Here is a 17,842-nt window from a genome sequence, read left to right on the forward strand (position 1 = left end):
GTCCCGGTGGCAGGCAGGCCCGGCCTCAGGCGCAGCAGTCGGGGTCCAGGCCCCGGGGCAGGCGTTCGCCGCCGAAGACCGCGCAGGTCGGCTCGTCGCCGCCGAGCGCCGCCACGGCCAGCAGGAGCGAACCCGCCGTCCAGGTGGTGAGTTCCCGCGGCCAGATCGCCTGGTCCTCGAAGACGTAGCCCGTCCAGTACAGGCCCGTCTCCGGGTCCCTCAGGTGCTGGATCGACTGGAGGATCTCCAGCGCGCGGTCGGACTCGCCCATCACCCACAGCGCCAGGGCGAGTTCGGCTGACTCGCCCCCGGTCACCCACGGGTTGGGGACGACGCAGCGCACTCCGAACCCGGGCACCACGAAGCGGTCCCAGTCCCCCTCGATGCGTTCCTTGGCCTCCGCGCCGGTCACGGCACCGCCGAGGACGGGGTAGTACCAGTCCATCGAGTAACGGGCCTTGTCCAGGAACCGTTCGGGGTGCCGGCGTATCGCGTGCCGCAGCGCGCCCACCGCCAGCTCCCAGTCCGGCTGCGGCTCCTCCCGCTGCTCGGCGATGGCGAGGGCGCAGCGCAGCGCGTGGTGGATGGACGAGCACCCGGTCAGCAGCGCGTCCGCGACGTCCGTGCCGTCCTCCAGACGCTTCCAGCCGATCTGCCCGCCGGGCTGCTGCAACCGCAGCACGAACTCCACGGCCGCGTACACCGTCGGCCACATCCGGTCCAGGAACGTGTCGTCGCCGGTGGCCAGATAGTGGTGCCAGACGCCGACGGCCACATACGCGACGAAGTTCGTCTCGCGACCGCGGTCGGTGATGTGCTCCGGGTCTCCGTCGGCGTACGCCGCGTACCAGGAGCCGTCCTCGTTCTGGTGCCGGGCCAGCCAGTCGTACGCCCGCTCGGCCGCCGTGTGCTCCCCGGCCGCGTCGAGCGCCATGGCCGCCTCTATGTGGTCCCACGGGTCGAGGTGGTGCCCGCGGAACCACGGTATGGCCCCGTCCTCCCGCTGTACGGCGAGGACCCCGCCGACGGTCGCGGCGGCCTGCTCGGCGGTGAGGACCCCGGGCAGGACGAGGTGCTCCGTCCGGGGCGTCGTCACTGGGCGGCCGCCTCGGTGGACTCGGAAGACCCGGCGGACTCAGAAGACCCGGCGGACTCGGCGGACGGCTCGGCGAGCCGCGGCAGGTGCGGCTTGGTCGCGTAGGCCACGAAGCTCTTGCCGATCACCGGGTTCAGGGCCTGTTCGGCGACCCGGGTGGCGAGCGGCTTCTTCATGATGTCCCAGACGAGGAGCTTGTGGTACGCGCGGACCGGCGGCGCCTTGTCGTTGTCGACGCCGAACGCGCACTTCAGCCACCAGTACGGCGAGTGCAGCGCGTGCGCGTGGTGCGTGCCGTACGGCCTCAGGCCCGCCTCCCGCATCTTCGCCAGGAGTTCGTCCGCCTTGTAGATGCGGATGTGGCCGCCCTCGACCTCGTGGTAGGCGTCGGACAGGGCCCAGCAGATCTTCTCGGGGCCGTAGCGCGGCACGGTGATCGCGATGCGGCCGCCCGGCTTGAGCACCCGGACCATCTCGGCGAGGACGCCCTTGTCGTCCGGGATGTGCTCCATGACCTCGGAGATGATCACGACGTCGAAGGACGCGTCCGGGAAAGGGAGCGCGAGGGCGTCCCCTTCCATGGCGGTCGCGGTGGCGCCCGCGGGGGCCTCACCGGCCTCCTTCATCGCGGCGAACCACTTGGCGACCTCGCGGATCTCCTCGCCGTTGCGGTCCAGGGCCACGACCCGGGCGCCGCGCCGGTAGCACTCGAACGCGTGCCGTCCGGCACCGCAGCCGAGGTCCAGGACACGGTCGCCCGGGGCGAGCGGGAACCGGGAGAAGTCGACGGTCAGCACGTGGCCCTGCTTTCGCGGTTGGATTCGACGTCGGACACTCGAGCGGCAGCCGCCCCGACGGCGGCCGCCCCGACGGCGGCTGCGCCGCCGACGGCGTCCGTGGCGGCGGCGACACCTGTGGCCGCCGCGGTCGTGGCGGCGGCTCCGCTCCCCGCCGCAGCCGCCGAGGCGGAGACGGGGGAAGGCGATCCCGGACCGGCACAGGCGGCGATCGCCTCGCGGTACCGCGCCACCGTGCCCTGTGCCGCCTTGGCCCAGGTGAAGTGGCGCAGCACCCGCTGACGGCCCGCCATGCCGAGCCGCGCCCGCAGTTCCGGGTCCCCGAGCAGCCGGCTCAGGCCCGCGGCCAGCGCGCCGGCGTCACCGGGCGGCACCGCCAGGCAGGTCTCGCCGTCGGGCCCGGCGACCTCCGGTATCGCGCCACCGGTCGTGGCGAGAAGCGGCGTACCGGTCGCCATCGCCTCGGCGGCCGGCAGCGAGAAGCCCTCGTACAGCGACGGCACGCACGCCACCTCGGCCGAGCGCACCAGGTCGACCAGTTCCGCGTCCGAGATGCCCTTGACGAACTCGACGGCGCCGTCGAGCCCGTACCGCTCGATCGCCTGCGCGACCGGGCCGTCCTGCGCGCGCTTGCCGACGACGACGAGGTGCGCCCCGGGGTGCTCGGTCCGCACCTTGGCGAGCGCCTCGACCAGGAAGACGAGTCCCTTGAGCGGCACGTCCGCGCTGGACGTGGTCACGATCCGGCCCGGCACCTGCGGCACGGAGGGATCCGGCGAGAAGAGGTCGGTGTCGGCGCCGATGTGCACGACGTGGACACGGTCCGGGGAGACACCCAGGTGGTCCACGATCTCCTGGCGGGAGGTGCCGGAGACGGTGAGCACCGACGGCAGCCGGCGCGCGACCCGCTTCTGCATGCGGGTGAACGCGTACCAGCGCCGGACGGACGCCCGCCGCTTCCAGCCCTCGGCCGCGTCCAGCTCCAACTGCCGGTCCACGGTGATGGGGTGATGGATCGTGGTGACCAGCGGCGCGCCCACGTCGTCCAACAGGCCGTAGCCGAGCGTCTGGTTGTCGTGCACGACATCGAAGTCGCCGCGCCGGGCGCGCAGATGGCGGCGGGCGCGCAGCGAGAACGTCAGCGGCTCGGGAAAGCCGCCGGTCCACATCGTCGCGACCTCGACGGTGTCGATCCAGTCCCGGAACTCCTCGCGCCGCGGGGTGCGGAAGGGGTCGGGCTGGCGGTACAGGTCGAGGCTCGGCAGTTCGGTCAGGGACAGGCCCTGAAGGCCGTCGCCCTCGTCGAGCACGGGGTAGGGCTGGGCGCCGATGACCTCGACCCGGTGGCCGAGCCGGGTCAGTTCGCGTGAGAGGTGCCGTACGTACACGCCCTGGCCGCCGCAGAACGGGTTCCCCTTGTACGTCAGGAGCGCGATGCGCAGCGGGTGGTCCCCGTCCGCGGCCGAGCCCTCCTCGGAGCCTGACTCCCTGGCCTCAGCGGTCACTCCCGGCCCCTTCTCCCTGCGATTTCCCGCGAGATTACGACGGGACGGTAATCTAGAACAAGTTTCAGACTTGATCGTTGAAGAGGCTCTGAATCTACCGGCAGGTAAGGGCAGTGTGAGCAGTGGATCAGGTGATTCGCGCCACGGCGCGGACCCCTGCCAAGCTGTCTGATCACTCGCCCTCACCGACTGTCACGGAACATGGAACGGGAACCATGCCAGCGGAAGCCAAGGTGCCGGCCAGTACCGCGCGACCGGCGGCGCAGCCGGCCTCACCGGCGCTCACCGAGCGGCAGGAGGCGCGCCGCCGCCGGATCCTGCAGGCGAGCGCGCAACTGGCCGGCCGGGGCGGCTTCGACGCGGTGCAGATGCGCGAGGTCGCCGAGTCCTCGCAGGTGGCCCTCGGCACGCTGTACCGCTACTTCCCGTCGAAGGTGCATCTGCTGGTCGCGACCATGCAGGACCAGTTGGAGCAGCTGCACCGCACGCTCGGAAAGAAGCCGCCGGCCGGGCGGACGGCGGCCGAGCGGGTGGCGGAGACCCTGATGCGCGCCTTCCGGGCGTTGCAGCGCGAGCCTCATCTCGCCGACGCCATGGTGCGGGCCCTGACCTTCGCGGACCGCAGTGTCTCGCCGGAGGTGGACCAGGTGTCCCGTCAGACGACGGCGATCATCCTGGACGCGATGGGCCTGGAGGATCCGACCCCGGATCAGCTCGCCGCGGTCCGCGTCATCGAGCACACCTGGCACTCGGCGCTGATCACCTGGCTCTCCGGCCGCGCCTCCATCGCCCAGGTCAGGATCGACATCGAGACGGCCTGCCGGCTGATCGACCCCACGGATCCGGCGGGACGGGACTAGGCACCCCACGGAGCCCAACGGGCCCAAGGAGACCAAGGAGCCCTCGGGCCCCGCACATCCGACAGGTCTCACGCGTCCCGGGGCATGAAAAAGACCTACGAGACAAGGTCCGACCGTCTTCCGATCTCTCGATCTTCCGACGCTTTGCTCGACCGTCGATGTCGGCCCAAGCGGAAATCGAAACTTCACGCCGGAGTCGGCTACTCCGGTTGAGCGTCTTCGCTCATCCCGTAGGCACTTTTTAGTGTAATGCCCGACCTTCAGGATGGAAGACCCTGAACCATGATTTTTTGAATATTCCGGACATTCGACCCCCGGTACTCCACCCCTCCGCTCAAGGCCCTCGCACTCCGCGTCCCGCCCCTGGCACCAAGCCCCGTGGACCCCTGCCCCAGGTCCGGCGACCGCCCGGCCGCCCCCGGCTCCCGCTCACAGGGTCCGCTTCTGCCTGCGGGTACAGTAGCCGGGTCGTACTCACACCCGTACGGGGGAAAGCCGGTGCAAATCCGGCGCTGACCCGCAACCGTAAGCCGCCTTGAGGCAGCGAGCCGGAACGCCGCGTACGGGACGTGACCGGCTCACGCGCACCGGCGGCCCGCCGGTGTACGGCACCGTCGAGGTCTACGGAGCCGAGCCGCCCGGGGACGCCCCGTGCCGCCCTGCTCCCGGACACCAAGGGAGAGGCATCCGCCGATCATGATCGTTCGCCGCAGTGCCACGGTACTGGCCGCCATAGCCGCCGTCGCCGGCGCGCCCGCCACGGCGGCCTTCGCCGCCTCCCCCTCCCCGTCCGCCTCGCCGTCACTGCCGTCCGGCCTCTACGGCACCGCGGACCCCGCCTACGACGGCGTCTGGCGCCAGTCGCTCGCCCTGCTCGCCCAGCACACGGCCGGTGTGCGGCCGGCCGCCGCGGCGGTGGGCTGGCTGACGGGGCAGCAGTGCGCGAGCGGCGCGTTCGCCCCGTACCGCGCGCAGCCGGCCGCGACGTGCGACGCGAAGACGCCCGTCGACACGAACAACACCGCGGCGGCCGTCCAGGCCCTGGCCGCGCTCGGCGGCCACGGACCGGAGACCGGCAAGGCGGTGGCCTGGCTGAAGTCCGTGCAGAACAAGGACGGCGGCTGGGGCTACACCGCGGGCGGCGCGAGCGACGCGAACTCGACGTCCGTCGTGATCGGGGCGCTCACGGCGGCGGGCGAGCGGCCCGAGGACGTCCGCAAGGACGGCAGGTCCCCGTACGACGCGCTGCTGAAGCTCGCGCTGCCCTGCGACGGCGACGGGGCGGGCGCCTTCGCCTACCAGCCCGACAAGAAGGGCGCGCTCACGGCCAACGCGGACGCGACGGCGGCGGCCGTGACCGGCGCGCTGGGCAAGGGTCTCGCCGGAGCTGCGACACCGGCGGACAGCGCCGCCCCGGCGTGCGGGAAGGCCACCGATGTGCGCCAGGCCGCGCGCAACGGCGCCGCGTACCTCCGCACGGCCCTGGCCAAGGACCAGCACCTCACCTCGGCCCTGCCCGGCGCCAAGGACCAGCCCGACTACGGCAACACGGCGGACGCGGTGGTCGCCCTCGCCACCGCCGGCCAGAGCGAGCAGGCGTCCGGCGCCCTGCACTGGCTCCAGGCCAACTCCGGACCGTGGGCGAAGCAGAGCGGCCCGGCCGCGTACGCCCAGCTCATCCTCGCCGCGCACGCGACGGGCGCCGACCCGCGGCACTTCGGCGGGTCCGACCTGGTCGCCGCACTCAACGCGACGGGCCCGGCGCCGCAGGCGGCCGACGCGGCCCAGAAGACCGACACGGCCGAGAAGCCCGGCAAGAAGGCCGACTCCGGTTCCGGCTTCGGCATGTGGTGGATCGTCGGCGTCTTCCTCGTCGCCGGCATCGGCATCGGCTTCCTGCTCAGCGGCCGCGGCAAGCGGCAGCAGCCGTGACCCGCGTCCGCGCGGGCGCCCCGCGCCCGGCCGCGCCGCTCCTGCTGGTCATGGCGGTGTGCGTGCTGCTGGTCGGCGCGGCCCCGGCCCAGGCCGTCGGCTACCGCTACTGGTCCTTCTGGGAGCGCAGCGGCAGCGCCTGGACGTACGCCACCGAGGGCCCCTCGACCGCCCGCCCCGCCGACGGGGACGTCCAGGGCTTCCGGTTCGCGGTGAGCGAGGACTCCGCGGACGCCACGACGCCGCGCGGCAGCGCGGACTTCGCGACGATCTGCGCCGGCACACCCGCACGGGACGGTGCCAAGCGCGTGGCCCTGGTCCTGGACTTCGGCACGGCGGCGGACGCCCCCTCCGGCGAACGGCCGCCGGCCGCGCGCACGGCCTGCGCCCGGGTGCCCGGGGACGCGACCACGGCGGACGCGCTGGCCGCGGTCGCGGGCCCGCTGCGCTACGACACCAACGCCCTGCTGTGCGCGATCGCGGGGTATCCGGCCAACGGCTGCGGCGAACAGGTGACGGCCGGGCAGGACCGGAACCCGGCGAAGGGCACGGACGGGAAGGCACAGGCGAAGGAGCGGACGCCGGCGCGGAGCACGGCGGACCACGGCCCGTCGGTGGGCGTCCTCGCGGGCGCCGTCGTCGTGGCCGCGCTGGGCGCGGCGGCGGTGTGGCAGGCGCGCCGCCGCAGGGGATGACGGTGGCGCCCCCTCCCGGCCGCGGCCGGCCGGCCGTGCACCCGGGCGCCTGGTGGCTGTGGGCGCTCGGTCTCGCCACCGCCGCCACCCGCACCACCAACCCCCTGCTGCTGGCCCTCCTCGTCGCCGTGTCCGCCTACGTGGTCGCGGCCCGCCGCACCACCGCCCCCTGGTCCCGTTCCTACGCCGCCTTCGCCCGGCTCGGCCTCGCCGTCCTCGCCATCCGTCTGCTGTTCACGGTGGTCCTCGGCTCACCCGTCCCCGGCACCCACACCCTGTTCACCCTCCCCGAGGTCCCGCTCCCGCACTGGGCGCAGGGCATCCGCCTCGGCGGCCGGGTCACCGCCGAAAGCCTCGTCTTCGCCCTGTACGACGGTCTGCGGCTGGCCACCCTGCTCCTCTGCGTGGGCGCCGCGAACGCCCTCGCGAACCCGGCCCGGCTGCTGAAGGCCCTCCCGGGCGCGCTGTACGAGGCGGGCGTGGCGGTCGTCGTCGCGCTCACCTTCGCCCCGCATCTCGTCGCCGATGTGCGGCGGCTGCGCGCCGCGCGCCGGCTGCGCGGCCGGCCCGACCGGGGTCTGCGCGGTCTGCTCCAGGTCGGACTTCCGGTCCTGGAGGGCGCGTTGGAACGCTCGGTGGCGCTCGCCGCCGCGATGGACGCGCGTGGCTTCGGCCGCACCGCCGCCGTCCCGCCGGCCGTCCGCCGCACCACCACCGCCCTCACGCTGGGCGGGCTGCTCGGCGTGTGCGCGGGCACGTACGGACTGCTGACCGCGGAAGGGACCGCCTACGGTCTGCCCGTCCTGCTCGGGGGTCTTCTCGCCGCGCTCGCCGGGCTGCGGCTCGGCGGCCGCCGCTCTCCGCGCACCCGGTACCGGCCCGACGCGTGGGGCGCGCGGGCGTGGCTGGTCGCCGGCTCCGGGATCGCCGCCGCCGCGGTCCCGGCCCTGTGGTCCGCCTACGACCCCGCCGCCCTGCACCCCGGTGTCGTCCCCCTGACCGCCCCGGCGCTGCCGCTGCTGCCCGCGGCGGCGGTGCTGCTCGGTCTGCTGCCCGCGTTCGTCACCCCCGCCCCCGAGGAGGCCGCCGCGTGATCCGCTTCGAGAAGGTCTCCGTGACATACGACGGGGCGGCCGAACCCGTGGTGCGGGACGTCGACTTCGAGGTCCCGGAGGGTGAACTGGTGCTGCTGGTCGGCCCGTCCGGGGTCGGCAAGTCGACGGTGCTCGGCGCGGTGAGCGGGCTGGTCCCGCACTTCACGGGCGGCACCCTGCGCGGCCGGGTCACGGTGGCCGGCCGCGACACCCGTACGCACAAGCCGCGCGAACTCGCCGACGTGGTGGGCTCGGTGGGGCAGGACCCGCTGTCCCACTTCGTGACGGACACCGTCGAGGACGAACTCGCCTACGGGATGGAGTCGTTGGGGCTCGCCCCGGACGTGATGCGGCGGCGGGTCGAGGAGACCCTGGACCTGCTCGGGCTGGCGGATCTGAGGGACCGGCCGATCGCCACCCTCTCCGGCGGTCAGCAGCAGCGCGTGGCGATCGGTTCGGTGCTCACCCCGCATCCGCGGGTCCTCGTCCTCGACGAGCCGACGTCCGCGCTGGACCCGGCGGCGGCCGAGGAGGTCCTCGCCGTCCTGCAACGGCTCGTCCACGACCTCGGCACGACGGTCCTGCTGGCCGAGCACCGCCTGGAGCGGGTCGTGCACTACGCCGACCAGGTCCTGCTCCTCCCGGCCCCCGGCGCCCGCCCGGTCCTCGGCACCCCGGCGGAGGTGATGGCGGTCTCCCCGGTGTACCCGCCGGTGGTGGACCTCGGCCGACTGGCGGGCTGGTCCCCGCTGCCCCTGACCGTCCGCGACGCCCGCCGCCGCGCGACCGCCCTGCGCGAGCGACTGAGTCACCGACTGGTGCCCCGGCAGGCGACGTCTGCCGGGGCACCGGCGAAGGCGGCGCCCGCGCCGCGCGAGACCGGGAGCCCGCGCCGGACCGTGAGCCCCCGTCCCGTGGCCGTCCCCGCCCCGCGCCGCTTTCTGCGCCGGCGCACATCGGCACCCGTCGTCGAGGAAGCGGACGCCGCCGCGACGCCCCGCGCCACCGCGGTCGTCGAGGCCCTCTCCGTCCGGCGGGGCCGCGTCGAGGCCCTGCGCCATGTCGACCTCACCGTCGGCCCGGGCGAGACCGTCGCCCTCATGGGCCGCAACGGCGCCGGGAAGTCCACGCTGCTCGCCGCGCTCGTCGGACTCGTCGAACCGGCCCGCGGCCGGGTGCGGGCCGGCGGCGCGGTGCCGCACCGCACCACCCCGCGCGACCTGGTGCGCCGCGTGGGCCTCGTACCGCAGGAGCCGCGGGATCTGCTGTACGCGGACACGGTGGCCGCCGAGTGCGCGGCGGCCGACCGGGACGCGGGCGCCACCCCGGGAAGCTGCCGGGCCCTGGTGTCCGGCCTGCTGCCGGGCGTCGCGGACGACACTCACCCCAGGGACCTGTCGGAGGGGCAGCGGCTGGCGCTCGCGCTCGCCGTCGTGCTCACGGCGCGGCCCCCGCTGCTGCTCCTGGACGAGCCGACGCGCGGTCTCGACTACGCGGCGAAGGCCCGTCTGGTGGCCGTGCTGCGCGGGCTCGTCGCCGAGGGCCACTCCCTCGTCCTGGCCACCCACGACGTGGAACTGGCCGCCGAACTCGCGCACCGCGTGGTGATCCTCGCGGACGGCGAGGTCGTCGCCGACGGCCCCACCGCCGACGTGGTCGTCGCCTCCCCGTCCTTCGCCCCGCAGGTGGCGAAGGTGCTCGCCCCGCAGCCGTGGCTCACGGTCGCCCAGGTCCGCGAGGCGCTGTCGTCATGAGCCGCCTCACCCCGGATCCGGTCACCGCCTCCGGGCCGCGGGCCGCCGCCCCGGCCCCGGGAGCCCGTCCCGTCCGCCTCGGCCCCCGTTCCGTCGCCGCCCTGCTCCTGGTGAGCGCGGTCGGCGCCGTCGGTTTCACCTGGCCCCTGTTCGCCGACCCCGCCTCGGGGCTCGGCGCGCACGCCCAGGATGCCCCCTGGCTCTTCGCCGGGCTGCTCGTCCTGCTCGTCGCCGTCGCGGCGGCGGCGGTCTCCGAGTCGGGGCTCGGCCCGAAGGCCGTCGCCATGCTCGGCGTGCTCGCCGCGACCGGCGCCGCCCTGCGGCCGATCGGGGCCGGTACCGCTGGCCTGGAGCCGATGTTCTTCCTGATGGTGCTGAGCGGGCGGGTGCTCGGGCCGGGCTTCGGGTTCGTGCTCGGCAACGTGACCATGTTCGCGTCCGCGCTGCTGACGGGCGGGGTCGGCCCCTGGCTGCCGTTCCAGATGCTGGCCATGGGGTGGTTCACGCTGGGCGCGGGGCTGCTGCCGGGCCAGGCTCGGGTGCGGGGACGGGGCGAGGTGGCGCTGCTCGCCGGGTACGGGTTCCTCGCCGCGTTCGCCTACGGCACGGTGATGAACCTGGCGGGCTGGCCCTTCATGGGGGCACTCGCCTCGAACATCGCCTACGACCCGCACGCCCCTCTCACCGCCAACCTCGCCCGCTTCCTCGCGTACTGCCTGGCCACCTCCCTGGGCTGGGACCTGGGCCGGGCCGTCCTCACGGTCGTGCTGACCTGCTTCCTCGGCCCGGCCGTCCTCAAGGCTCTGCGCCGGGCCACCCGGCGCGCGGCCTTCGAGAGCCCGGTCGCCTTCGCACCTCACGAGCCCGGCGCCTGAGGAGGTGCAGGAGCGGCGCGTGTGCGGAAGGATCGAATCGAACGGGGTGGCCCGACGCCCGCGACGACGCGCGGACCCGGCCCTCGACCGGTGACTCGGCAGCAGCCCGAGCTGGGGTCAGCGCCCGGCGTCCTCACCGGAGCAGTCCGATGGCACAGCGCAGCACGGACCCGCTGTCGGTTCCCAGGGAACCGGCGGCCCATCCCAGGCCGTGGCCGCATTCGTGGGCCGGCGACGGGGGACTTCTGCTCCTCAGACTGGTCTTCGGACTGCTGATGGCGGCGCACGGCGCCCAGAAGCTCTTCGGGATCTTCGGGGGCGGGGGCCTGACGGCCACCGGCGCGTACTTGGCCTCCCTCGGCTTCCATCCGGGCAAGGTCTTCGCCCTGATCTGCGGCCTCTCCGAGCTTCTCGGCGGTCTCGGCCTGGCGCTCGGGCTGCTCACCCCGCTCGCCTCCGCCGCCCTGATCGGCGTGATGATCAACGCCATGGCGACCCAGACCGCCCCCCATGGCCTGTGGGACACACAGGGTGGCATGGAGTACAACCTCGGCATCGCCGCCGTCGCCCTCGCCGTGGCCGCTCTGGGTCCGGGCCGGCTGGCCCTCGACCGGTTCTTCCCCTGGGGCAGGGGCGGCTGGATCCCGGCCTCCCTCGCCCTCGGCCTGGGCGGCATCGGCGCCGCGATCACGCTGAGCCTGTGAGGGGGCTCGCGGCTCGTACGCGTGCGGCGCCGGTCACATCGCACCCCGATGCGTGCGGTGCGGCTCACACCGCCCGCTTCCTCCCTGTACGACCGCCGCACACACCCCGTCACCCCAACCGTGACGACCCCCACGTGACCATCGTCACCTACGACGCGGGGCCGTAGTCCCAATTCGTCGCCATGTCCTCGCCCATCAGCCGCCTGACCTGCGGTTTGAGAGCCACGTCACACGAGGTGCCTTCTTCGCGGATACGAACACAACTAATAAAAAGGGGCATTGCGGACGGATTTCCCGCCTGCTTCTCTGGATGACGTCGCAGGGCGCCACGAACCCACCCGGGTCGCGGCGCCGACGCATACCCCCACCGCCTCCGCGTGGTTCCGGCATGTCTGCGACGCCCGTGTCCCCGACGAAAAGGTTTCTCTGTGTCCGTCTCCTTCATCCGCCGCATCGCCAGCCCGAAGAAGGCCGTCGCCGCCACCGCTCTCGCCGCCGCCGCGGCCGGCCTGGCCATGACCTCGGCGCCCGCTCAGGCCGCCACCCCCACGTCGGCCTCCAACGCCAGGGTGATCGCGCGCCAGATGATCCCGGACGCCACGCAGTTCGAAGCGTTCAACAAGATCGTCACCCACGAGAGCGGCTGGAACGTCCACGCCACCAACGCCTCCTCCGGCGCCTACGGCCTGGTCCAGGCGCTGCCGGGCTCCAAGATGGCGTCCGCCGGCGCCGACTGGAAGACGAACCCGGCCACCCAGATCAAGTGGGGCCTGAACTACATGAACTCCCGCTACGGCAGCCCCGCCGCCGCGTGGAACTTCTGGTCCACCCACCACTGGTACTGACAGGGCCGAACCCCCTGACCGCGAAGGCGGCGACCCCGACCCGGGGCCGCCGCCTTCGCCGCGTTCACCACGTTCACCGGGTGGACCGCAGCCGCAAGCTGCCCGGTGGTGCCGTGATGGGCGGACAGGGGCCACGCGCGGCCGGAAGAAGGCCCGGTGACGCGCGCCGGCGTGGCCCAATTCCGCCCATCAACCGGGTGCGCGGCGCGGTGCCGCTGGTGACGGCACCCGCGACGGTCCTGCGCACGACGAGCGCCGAGGTGGCCGTACGGGTGCCGCGACCCGGCCCGGTCACCGTGCGGATCGCCTACTCGCCGTGGCTGCACGCCGACGGCGGTGGCTGCCTCGCCCGGGACGGCGAGTTCACCCGGCTGACGGTCATCGCGCCGGGCGTGTACCGGATCAGCTCGCGGTACGGGCCGTCACCGGGACGGGGGCGGCGCCGACCTCCGCGGGAGCGTGCGCCGCCCGGGCGCGCGGCCCCTGGAGCAGGAAGGCCAGTGCGAAGCCCGCGCCGACCACGGCCGCGCCGCCGACCGCGTCCAGCACCCAGTGGTTGCCGGTCGCCACGATGGCCGAGACCGTGAAGAGGGGGTGCAGCAGGCCGAGGGCCTTCATCCACCACCGGGGTGCGAGGAGCGCGATGGTGAGCCCGCACCACAGGGACCAGCCGAAGTGCAGCGAGGGCATCGCGGCGTACTGGTTCGTCAGCGCGGTCAGGGTGCCGTAGTCCGGCTCGGAGAAGTCCTGGACGCCGTGCACGGTGTCGATGATGCCGAGGTGCGGCATCAGGCGCGGCGGGGCGAGCGGGTAGAGCCAGAAGCCGGCCAGGGCGATCAGGGTGGTGAGGCCGAGCACCGAGCGCGCCCACCGGTAGTCGACCGGGCGGCGCCGGTAGAGCACGGCGAGCACGGCGAGCGGGACCACGAAGTGGAAGGACTCGTAGTAGAAGTCGAAGAAGCCGCGCAGCCAGCCGACCGTGACGACGGCGTGGTTGACCCCGTGCTCGATGTCGATCCCGAGGAACCGCTCCAGCCCGAGGATCTGGTCGCCGTGGTGTTCGGCGGTGGCCCGGCCCGTCGCGCTGTCGTCGCCGGTCGCCGCGAGCCGGACCTGGGAGTAGGCGGCGTAGGTGACCCGGATCAGCAGCAGTTCCAGCAGCAGGTTGGGGCGGGTGAGGACCCGGCGCAGGAACGGCAGGAGCGGGACGTACCGCCGGCGGGTGGGAACGGGGGGCGCGTACCGCGTGGGCACGGGGGCCCGGTAGAAGGGGGAGGTGCGGGACAGGAACGGGACGAAGGTGGCGGCGGCGAGGGCCGCCAGCAGCACCAGGTTGTCGCGGAGCGGCTCGACCACCCTCACGTTGGGCAGCATCATCTGCGCGGGCAGCGTCATCACCAGGACGACGGCGACCGGCCAGAGGTACCGGTCCGACGCCTTCGTGCCGACCCGGCCGGCCACCGTGAGCAGCACCCACAGCAGTTGGTGCTGCCAGCTCGTGGGCGAGACGGCGACCGCGACGCAGCCGGTGACCGCGACGGCGAGCAGCAGTTGCCCGTCCCGCGCGTACCGGATCGCGCGGCGCAGCCCGAGGGCCGCGACGGCGGCGCCCAGGACGAGGAACAGGCCGATCTCCAGCGGCCCGGACAGCCCCAGCCTGAGCAGGGCGCCGTGCAGGGACTGGTTGGTGTGGTCGTCGGCCTCGCCGCCGAGACCGGTGCCGGCCAGGTGGTGCACCCAGTAGGTGTACGAGTCGTGCGGCATCGCGGCCCAGGCGAGCACGGTGCACGCGGCGAAGGTGGAGGCGGTGGAGGCGGCGGCGCGGCGGCGGCCGGTGAACCACAGCAGGGGCGCGAACAGCAGGAGGGTCGGCTGGAGCGCGGCACCGAGACCGATCAGCAGCCCCCCGGCCCGCTGCCCGCGCACGACGAAGCAGCCGAGCAGGACCAGGAGCACCGGGATGATGCTGGTCTGGCCGAGAGAGAGGGTGGTGCGCACCGGCAGCGACAGCATCAGCAGGCTGATCGCGACGGGCGCGGCGAGCAGGGAGCTGCGCCGGGTCACCGGCTGGGGCAGGGCGCGGGCGGCGATCAGGCCGAGCGCGACGACCAGGAGGAGCGTGCCGAAGGTCCAGCTCCAGCCGAGGGCCTGCTGGGCCGCGCGGGTGAGGGGTTTGAGGACGAGCCCGGCGAACGGTGTGCCGGCGAACCGCGTCGAGTCGTACAGCGACCCGTTCACATGGAGGACCCCGTGCGGGCCGACCCAGGTCTCCAGGTCCGTCAGCCGCTCGCCCTCAGGGGTGCCGAGGACGACGGCCATCTGCCGTACCGCGAGGACCGCGGCGATCAGCCAGAGGCCCACCCGGGCCGCTCTCAGCCGCGCCTTCGCCTGCTGTGGGGCCCCCGCCCCGTAGACACCGGCCACCTGCCCGCTGTGCTCGACGTTCCCCACGCCTCGTCGGCCCTCCCGCCCCGTTCATCCCGTACGTCCCATACGCCCCATGCGTCCCGTACGCATGCACCTGTCCGGACCCGCATGAGGTTCGCAGACCCCGTGGCAAGACGCAGGCAACCCCCTCTTCACCCGAGGTCCGCCAGGCTTTTGTCCGCATGACCATAGCGGGGCGGACGGTCCGGTTCCCTCCCGGGTGCGCGAGATGGGTCACAAATGTGGCGACGTCGGGCTGCTCGCCCGCACTGCGTCGTACCTGCACACAGCGCATTTACGCACGGTTCGCCGCCCTCCCGTCACTCCACGTGATGGAGACACATGCCCCTATGGTCGGTTTTCGGACCCGCCCCCGTGGCGGGTCACCGGCCCGCCGCATGCCGGCGAGCCCTGTCCTAGTCCCCGTCGAAAGGCAGGCGAGCGGAATCTTGTCGACCGTCGCATCGCCCACAGCATCCGTCGCATCCGGGTCCCCGGCTCACCCCGGGCCCATCGTCACCGATCCCGCACTGGTCAGGCGTGCCGTGAAGGCCGCCGCACTCGGCAACGCGATGGAGTGGTTCGACTTCGGCGTCTACAGCTACATCGCGGTGACGCTCGGCAAGGTCTTCTTCCCGTCCGGCAACCCCACCGCGCAGTTGCTGTCGACCTTCGGCGCCTTCGCCGCGGCCTTCCTGGTCCGCCCGCTCGGCGGGCTGGTCTTCGGCCCGCTGGGCGACCGGATCGGGCGGCAGAAGGTGCTCGCCCTCACCATGATCATGATGGCGGTCGGCACGTTCGCGATCGGCCTGATCCCGTCCTACGCGGCGATCGGCGTCGGCGCGCCGATCCTGCTGCTGGCGGCCCGCCTGGTCCAGGGCTTCTCGACCGGCGGCGAGTACGCGGGCGCGTCCACGTTCATCGCGGAGTACGCGCCGGACAAGAAGCGCGGCTTCTTCGGCAGTTGGCTGGAGTTCGGCACGCTGGCCGGATACATCGGCGGCGCGGGCCTGGTCACCCTGATGACGGCGCTGCTGTCCACCGAGGACCTGGTGGCCTGGGGCTGGCGCGTCCCGTTCCTGATCGCGGGCCCGATGGGCATCATCGGCCTGTACCTGCGGATGCGTCTGGAGGAGACCCCGGCGTTCGCCGCGGAGGTGGCGAAGGCCGGGGCGGACCGCCCCAAGGTGCCGCTGCGCGAGATGATCAGCGGCCAGTGGAAGGCGCTGCTGCTGTGCATGGGCCTGGTGCTCGTCTTCAACGTCACCGACTACATGCTGCTGTCGTACATGCCGAGCTACCTCACCAGTGAGCTGAAGTACGACGAGACCCACGGGCTGCTGGTCGTGCTCGGCGTGATGGCGCTCATGATGGTGGCGCAGCCGTTCGCGGGCGCGCTGACGGACCGGATCGGCCGCCGTCCGGTGATCGCCGCGGGCTGCGCGGGCTTCCTGTTCCTGTCGATCCCGGCGGTGCTGCTGATCCGCCAGGGCAGCCTGATCGCGGTCGCGCTCGGCATGGGGGCGCTGGGGCTGCTGCTGGTCTGCTTCACGGCGGCGATGCCGGCGGCGCTCCCCGCCCTCTTCCCGACCCGGGTCCGCTACGGCTCGCTCTCGATCGGCTTCAACGTCTCCGTGTCGCTGTTCGGCGGCACGACCCCGCTGGTGGTGACGGCACTGATCGGCGCGACCGGGAACATGATGATGCCCGCCTACTACATGATGGCGGCGGCCGTGATCGGCGGCGCCTCGGTGTGGTTCATGGCGGAGTCGGCGGGCCGCCCGCTGCCGGGGTCGGCTCCGTCACTGGAGCGCGCGGAGGACTGACGCGCCGGCAGCCGAGAGCCGACACGCCGGGCGGATGCCCGAGCGCGCGCCCTCCCACTGACGTGGGGGCGCGCGCTCGCCCGTTTCCGTGACCTTCCGCTGATCCCCGGCCCCCGCCCTCCTTCCCTGATCCCCCGATCCCCCGATCGGCTGAGTTCTCGCCCCGTCGCCGCATATCCGCTGACAGCGCACCCCGCCCCGGCTATATTCGTTAGGTAAGCTAACTAGATTCAGGGAAGGAACGGCGTATGAGCACAGCGCAGCAGCTCTGGGACGACGTGGACGCGTATTTCACCACCCTCCTCTCCCCCTCCGACGAGGTGCTCACCGCGGCCCTGCGGGACAGCGAGGCGGCCGGGCTCCCGGCCATCAACGTCGCGCCGAACCAGGGGAAGCTGCTCCAGCTCCTCGCGCAGCTCCAGGGTGCGCGCCGCGTCCTGGAGATCGGCACGCTCGGCGGGTACAGCACGATCTGGCTGGGCCGCGCGCTTCCCGCGGACGGCCGGCTGATCACGCTGGAGTACAGCGCCACGCACGCGGAGGTCGCCCGCCGCAACCTGGCCCGGGCGGGCCTGGACCGGATCACCGAGGTCCGCGTCGGCCCCGCGCTGGAGTCGCTGCCGAAGCTGGCCGAGGAGCACCCGGAGCCGTTCGACCTGGTCTTCCTCGACGCGGACAAGGCCAACAACGCGCACTATGTCGAGTGGGCCCTCAAGCTGACCCGCCCCGGCAGCCTCATCGTCCTCGACAACGTGGTGCGCGGCGGCCGGGTCATCGAGGCGGACAGCGACGACCCGGACCTGCGGGGCACCCGCGCCGCGCTCGACCTGATGGCCACTCACCCCAGGTTGAGCGGGACGGCGGTGCAGACGGTGGGTGTCAAGGGGCACGACGGGTTCGCGCTGGCGCGGGTGGTGGCCTGACGGCGCCCTCTACCCAGGGGCCCCGCGCCTCGTGGTCCTCCACCTCGTGGTCCTCCACCTCGTGGTCCTCCACCTCGTGGTCCTGCACCTCGTGGTCCTACACCTCGTGGTAGAAGCCCACGTTCACGCTGCGCGGCGCGGTGCGGTCGCGGATGACCAGTTCGCCCGAGCCGCCGTGCGGGAGCGGGACCGTTCCGCCGTAGGGCAGGGCCTGGGCGGGCTGTCCCGCCAGGGTCAGCGCCACCTCGCAGGACGGCTCGGCCAGGGAGCCGCGCAGCCAGCTCACTTGCCAGCCGCCCTCGGGACCGCACAGGAACTCCAGGTGGACACGCGAGACGAACAGCCAGTCGTCCGGGGTCACCAGCCGGCACACGGACGCGTCCCGGCCCACCCGCAGCACGGTTCCCGGGTCGCTGGGCGCGTCGGCCATCAGCATGCCTGCCGTCGCCCCGGTGTCCGCCGCGGAGACCGAGGCCATGGTGAGTTCGAGCACGTGCGCTCCTCCTGGG

Annotated in this window: 15 protein-coding genes and 1 pseudogene; 11 read left to right on the forward strand and 5 right to left on the reverse strand. The window is 73.4% G+C overall.

Annotated features, from left to right (window positions below):
• Positions 1-25: 25 nt before the first annotated feature.
• The 3 genes from ACWD5Q_RS00635 to ACWD5Q_RS00645 are packed head-to-tail and all read right to left on the reverse strand — an operon-like array spanning position 26 to position 3,398.
• Positions 26-1,096 (reverse strand): prenyltransferase/squalene oxidase repeat-containing protein, encoded by a 1,071-nt coding sequence (locus ACWD5Q_RS00635; protein ID WP_451424789.1) that lies wholly within the window; start codon positions 1,094-1,096, stop codon positions 26-28.
• Entirely contained in the window at positions 1,093-1,893 is an 801-nt protein-coding gene (locus tag ACWD5Q_RS00640; RefSeq protein ID WP_451424790.1) for a class I SAM-dependent methyltransferase, read from the reverse strand. Before ACWD5Q_RS00640 ends, ACWD5Q_RS00635 begins: the two co-directional genes overlap by 4 nt.
• Entirely contained in the window at positions 1,887-3,398 is a 1,512-nt protein-coding gene (locus ACWD5Q_RS00645) for a glycosyltransferase family 4 protein (RefSeq protein ID WP_451424791.1), read from the reverse strand. Before ACWD5Q_RS00645 ends, ACWD5Q_RS00640 begins: the two co-directional genes overlap by 7 nt.
• A gap of 215 nt (positions 3,399-3,613) precedes the next feature.
• Here ACWD5Q_RS00645 and ACWD5Q_RS00650 point away from each other — a divergent pair, with 215 nt between their 5' ends.
• From ACWD5Q_RS00650 to ACWD5Q_RS00690, 9 genes and pseudogenes are all read left to right on the forward strand, one after another.
• The gene (locus tag ACWD5Q_RS00650; protein WP_451424792.1) at positions 3,614-4,258 is read left to right on the forward strand and encodes a TetR family transcriptional regulator; all 645 of its coding nucleotides are present in this window, start codon (positions 3,614-3,616) and stop codon (positions 4,256-4,258) included.
• Between the two features lie 696 nt (positions 4,259-4,954).
• Positions 4,955-6,190 carry a prenyltransferase/squalene oxidase repeat-containing protein gene (locus ACWD5Q_RS00655; RefSeq protein ID WP_451424793.1) on the forward strand — a complete coding sequence of 412 codons (1,236 nt, stop codon included), beginning with the start codon at positions 4,955-4,957 and terminating at the stop codon, positions 6,188-6,190.
• A 50-nt stretch (positions 6,191-6,240) separates the two neighbouring features.
• Positions 6,241-6,885, forward strand: coding sequence for an SCO2322 family protein (locus tag ACWD5Q_RS00660; protein WP_451424930.1), 645 nt, complete (start codon positions 6,241-6,243; stop codon positions 6,883-6,885).
• Positions 6,882-7,979 carry a CbiQ family ECF transporter T component gene (locus ACWD5Q_RS00665; RefSeq protein WP_451424794.1) on the forward strand — a complete coding sequence of 366 codons (1,098 nt, stop codon included), beginning with the start codon at positions 6,882-6,884 and terminating at the stop codon, positions 7,977-7,979. The genes ACWD5Q_RS00660 and ACWD5Q_RS00665 overlap by 4 nt, the downstream gene beginning before the upstream one ends.
• The gene (locus ACWD5Q_RS00670) at positions 7,976-9,733 is read left to right on the forward strand and encodes an ABC transporter ATP-binding protein (protein ID WP_451424795.1); all 1,758 of its coding nucleotides are present in this window, start codon (positions 7,976-7,978) and stop codon (positions 9,731-9,733) included. The genes ACWD5Q_RS00665 and ACWD5Q_RS00670 overlap by 4 nt, the downstream gene beginning before the upstream one ends.
• The gene (locus ACWD5Q_RS00675; RefSeq protein ID WP_451424796.1) at positions 9,730-10,608 is read left to right on the forward strand and encodes an ECF transporter S component; all 879 of its coding nucleotides are present in this window, start codon (positions 9,730-9,732) and stop codon (positions 10,606-10,608) included. Before ACWD5Q_RS00670 ends, ACWD5Q_RS00675 begins: the two co-directional genes overlap by 4 nt.
• A gap of 149 nt (positions 10,609-10,757) precedes the next feature.
• Positions 10,758-11,312: a DoxX family membrane protein gene (locus tag ACWD5Q_RS00680; protein WP_451424797.1), complete on the forward strand. Its 555-nt coding sequence runs from the start codon at positions 10,758-10,760 to the stop codon at positions 11,310-11,312.
• Positions 11,313-11,740: 428 nt separating this feature from the next.
• Positions 11,741-12,157 (forward strand): aggregation-promoting factor C-terminal-like domain-containing protein, encoded by a 417-nt coding sequence (locus ACWD5Q_RS00685; RefSeq protein WP_451424798.1) that lies wholly within the window; start codon positions 11,741-11,743, stop codon positions 12,155-12,157.
• A gap of 188 nt (positions 12,158-12,345) precedes the next feature.
• A pseudogene (locus ACWD5Q_RS00690) lies at positions 12,346-12,600 on the forward strand (hypothetical protein); the annotation flags it as partial.
• Here the strand turns inward: ACWD5Q_RS00690 and ACWD5Q_RS00695 are convergent.
• The gene (locus ACWD5Q_RS00695) at positions 12,560-14,608 is read right to left on the reverse strand and encodes a bifunctional glycosyltransferase 87/phosphatase PAP2 family protein (RefSeq protein WP_451424799.1); all 2,049 of its coding nucleotides are present in this window, start codon (positions 14,606-14,608) and stop codon (positions 12,560-12,562) included. The pseudogene ACWD5Q_RS00690 and the gene ACWD5Q_RS00695 overlap by 41 nt on opposite strands.
• Before the next feature lie 374 nt (positions 14,609-14,982).
• Between ACWD5Q_RS00695 and ACWD5Q_RS00700 the strand changes: the two genes are divergently transcribed.
• Together ACWD5Q_RS00700 and ACWD5Q_RS00705 are read left to right on the forward strand one after the other, a co-directional pair.
• Positions 14,983-16,410, forward strand: coding sequence for an MFS transporter (locus ACWD5Q_RS00700; protein ID WP_451424800.1), 1,428 nt, complete (start codon positions 14,983-14,985; stop codon positions 16,408-16,410).
• A gap of 248 nt (positions 16,411-16,658) precedes the next feature.
• The gene (locus ACWD5Q_RS00705) at positions 16,659-17,333 is read left to right on the forward strand and encodes an O-methyltransferase (protein ID WP_451424801.1); all 675 of its coding nucleotides are present in this window, start codon (positions 16,659-16,661) and stop codon (positions 17,331-17,333) included.
• A 97-nt stretch (positions 17,334-17,430) separates the two neighbouring features.
• Here ACWD5Q_RS00705 and ACWD5Q_RS00710 read toward each other — a convergent pair whose 3' ends face one another.
• Entirely contained in the window at positions 17,431-17,826 is a 396-nt protein-coding gene (locus ACWD5Q_RS00710; RefSeq protein WP_451424802.1) for a hypothetical protein, read from the reverse strand.
• Positions 17,827-17,842: the final 16 nt, after the last annotated feature.

Source organism: Streptomyces sp. NPDC002513 (genome assembly GCF_053595355.1).

Coding starts and splice junctions, on each gene's coding strand:
- ACWD5Q_RS00665 (WP_451424794.1), top strand. CDS start 6,882: ATGACGGTGGCGCCCCCTCCCGGCCGCGGCCGGCCGGCCGTGCACCCG.
- ACWD5Q_RS00675 (WP_451424796.1), top strand. CDS start 9,730: ATGAGCCGCCTCACCCCGGATCCGGTCACCGCCTCCGGGCCGCGGGCC.
- ACWD5Q_RS00700 (WP_451424800.1), top strand. CDS start 14,983: ATGCCGGCGAGCCCTGTCCTAGTCCCCGTCGAAAGGCAGGCGAGCGGA.
- ACWD5Q_RS00655 (WP_451424793.1), top strand. CDS start 4,955: ATGATCGTTCGCCGCAGTGCCACGGTACTGGCCGCCATAGCCGCCGTC.
- ACWD5Q_RS00660 (WP_451424930.1), top strand. CDS start 6,241: ATGGCGGTGTGCGTGCTGCTGGTCGGCGCGGCCCCGGCCCAGGCCGTC.
- ACWD5Q_RS00650 (WP_451424792.1), top strand. CDS start 3,614: ATGCCAGCGGAAGCCAAGGTGCCGGCCAGTACCGCGCGACCGGCGGCG.
- ACWD5Q_RS00680 (WP_451424797.1), top strand. CDS start 10,758: ATGGCACAGCGCAGCACGGACCCGCTGTCGGTTCCCAGGGAACCGGCG.
- ACWD5Q_RS00705 (WP_451424801.1), top strand. CDS start 16,659: ATGAGCACAGCGCAGCAGCTCTGGGACGACGTGGACGCGTATTTCACC.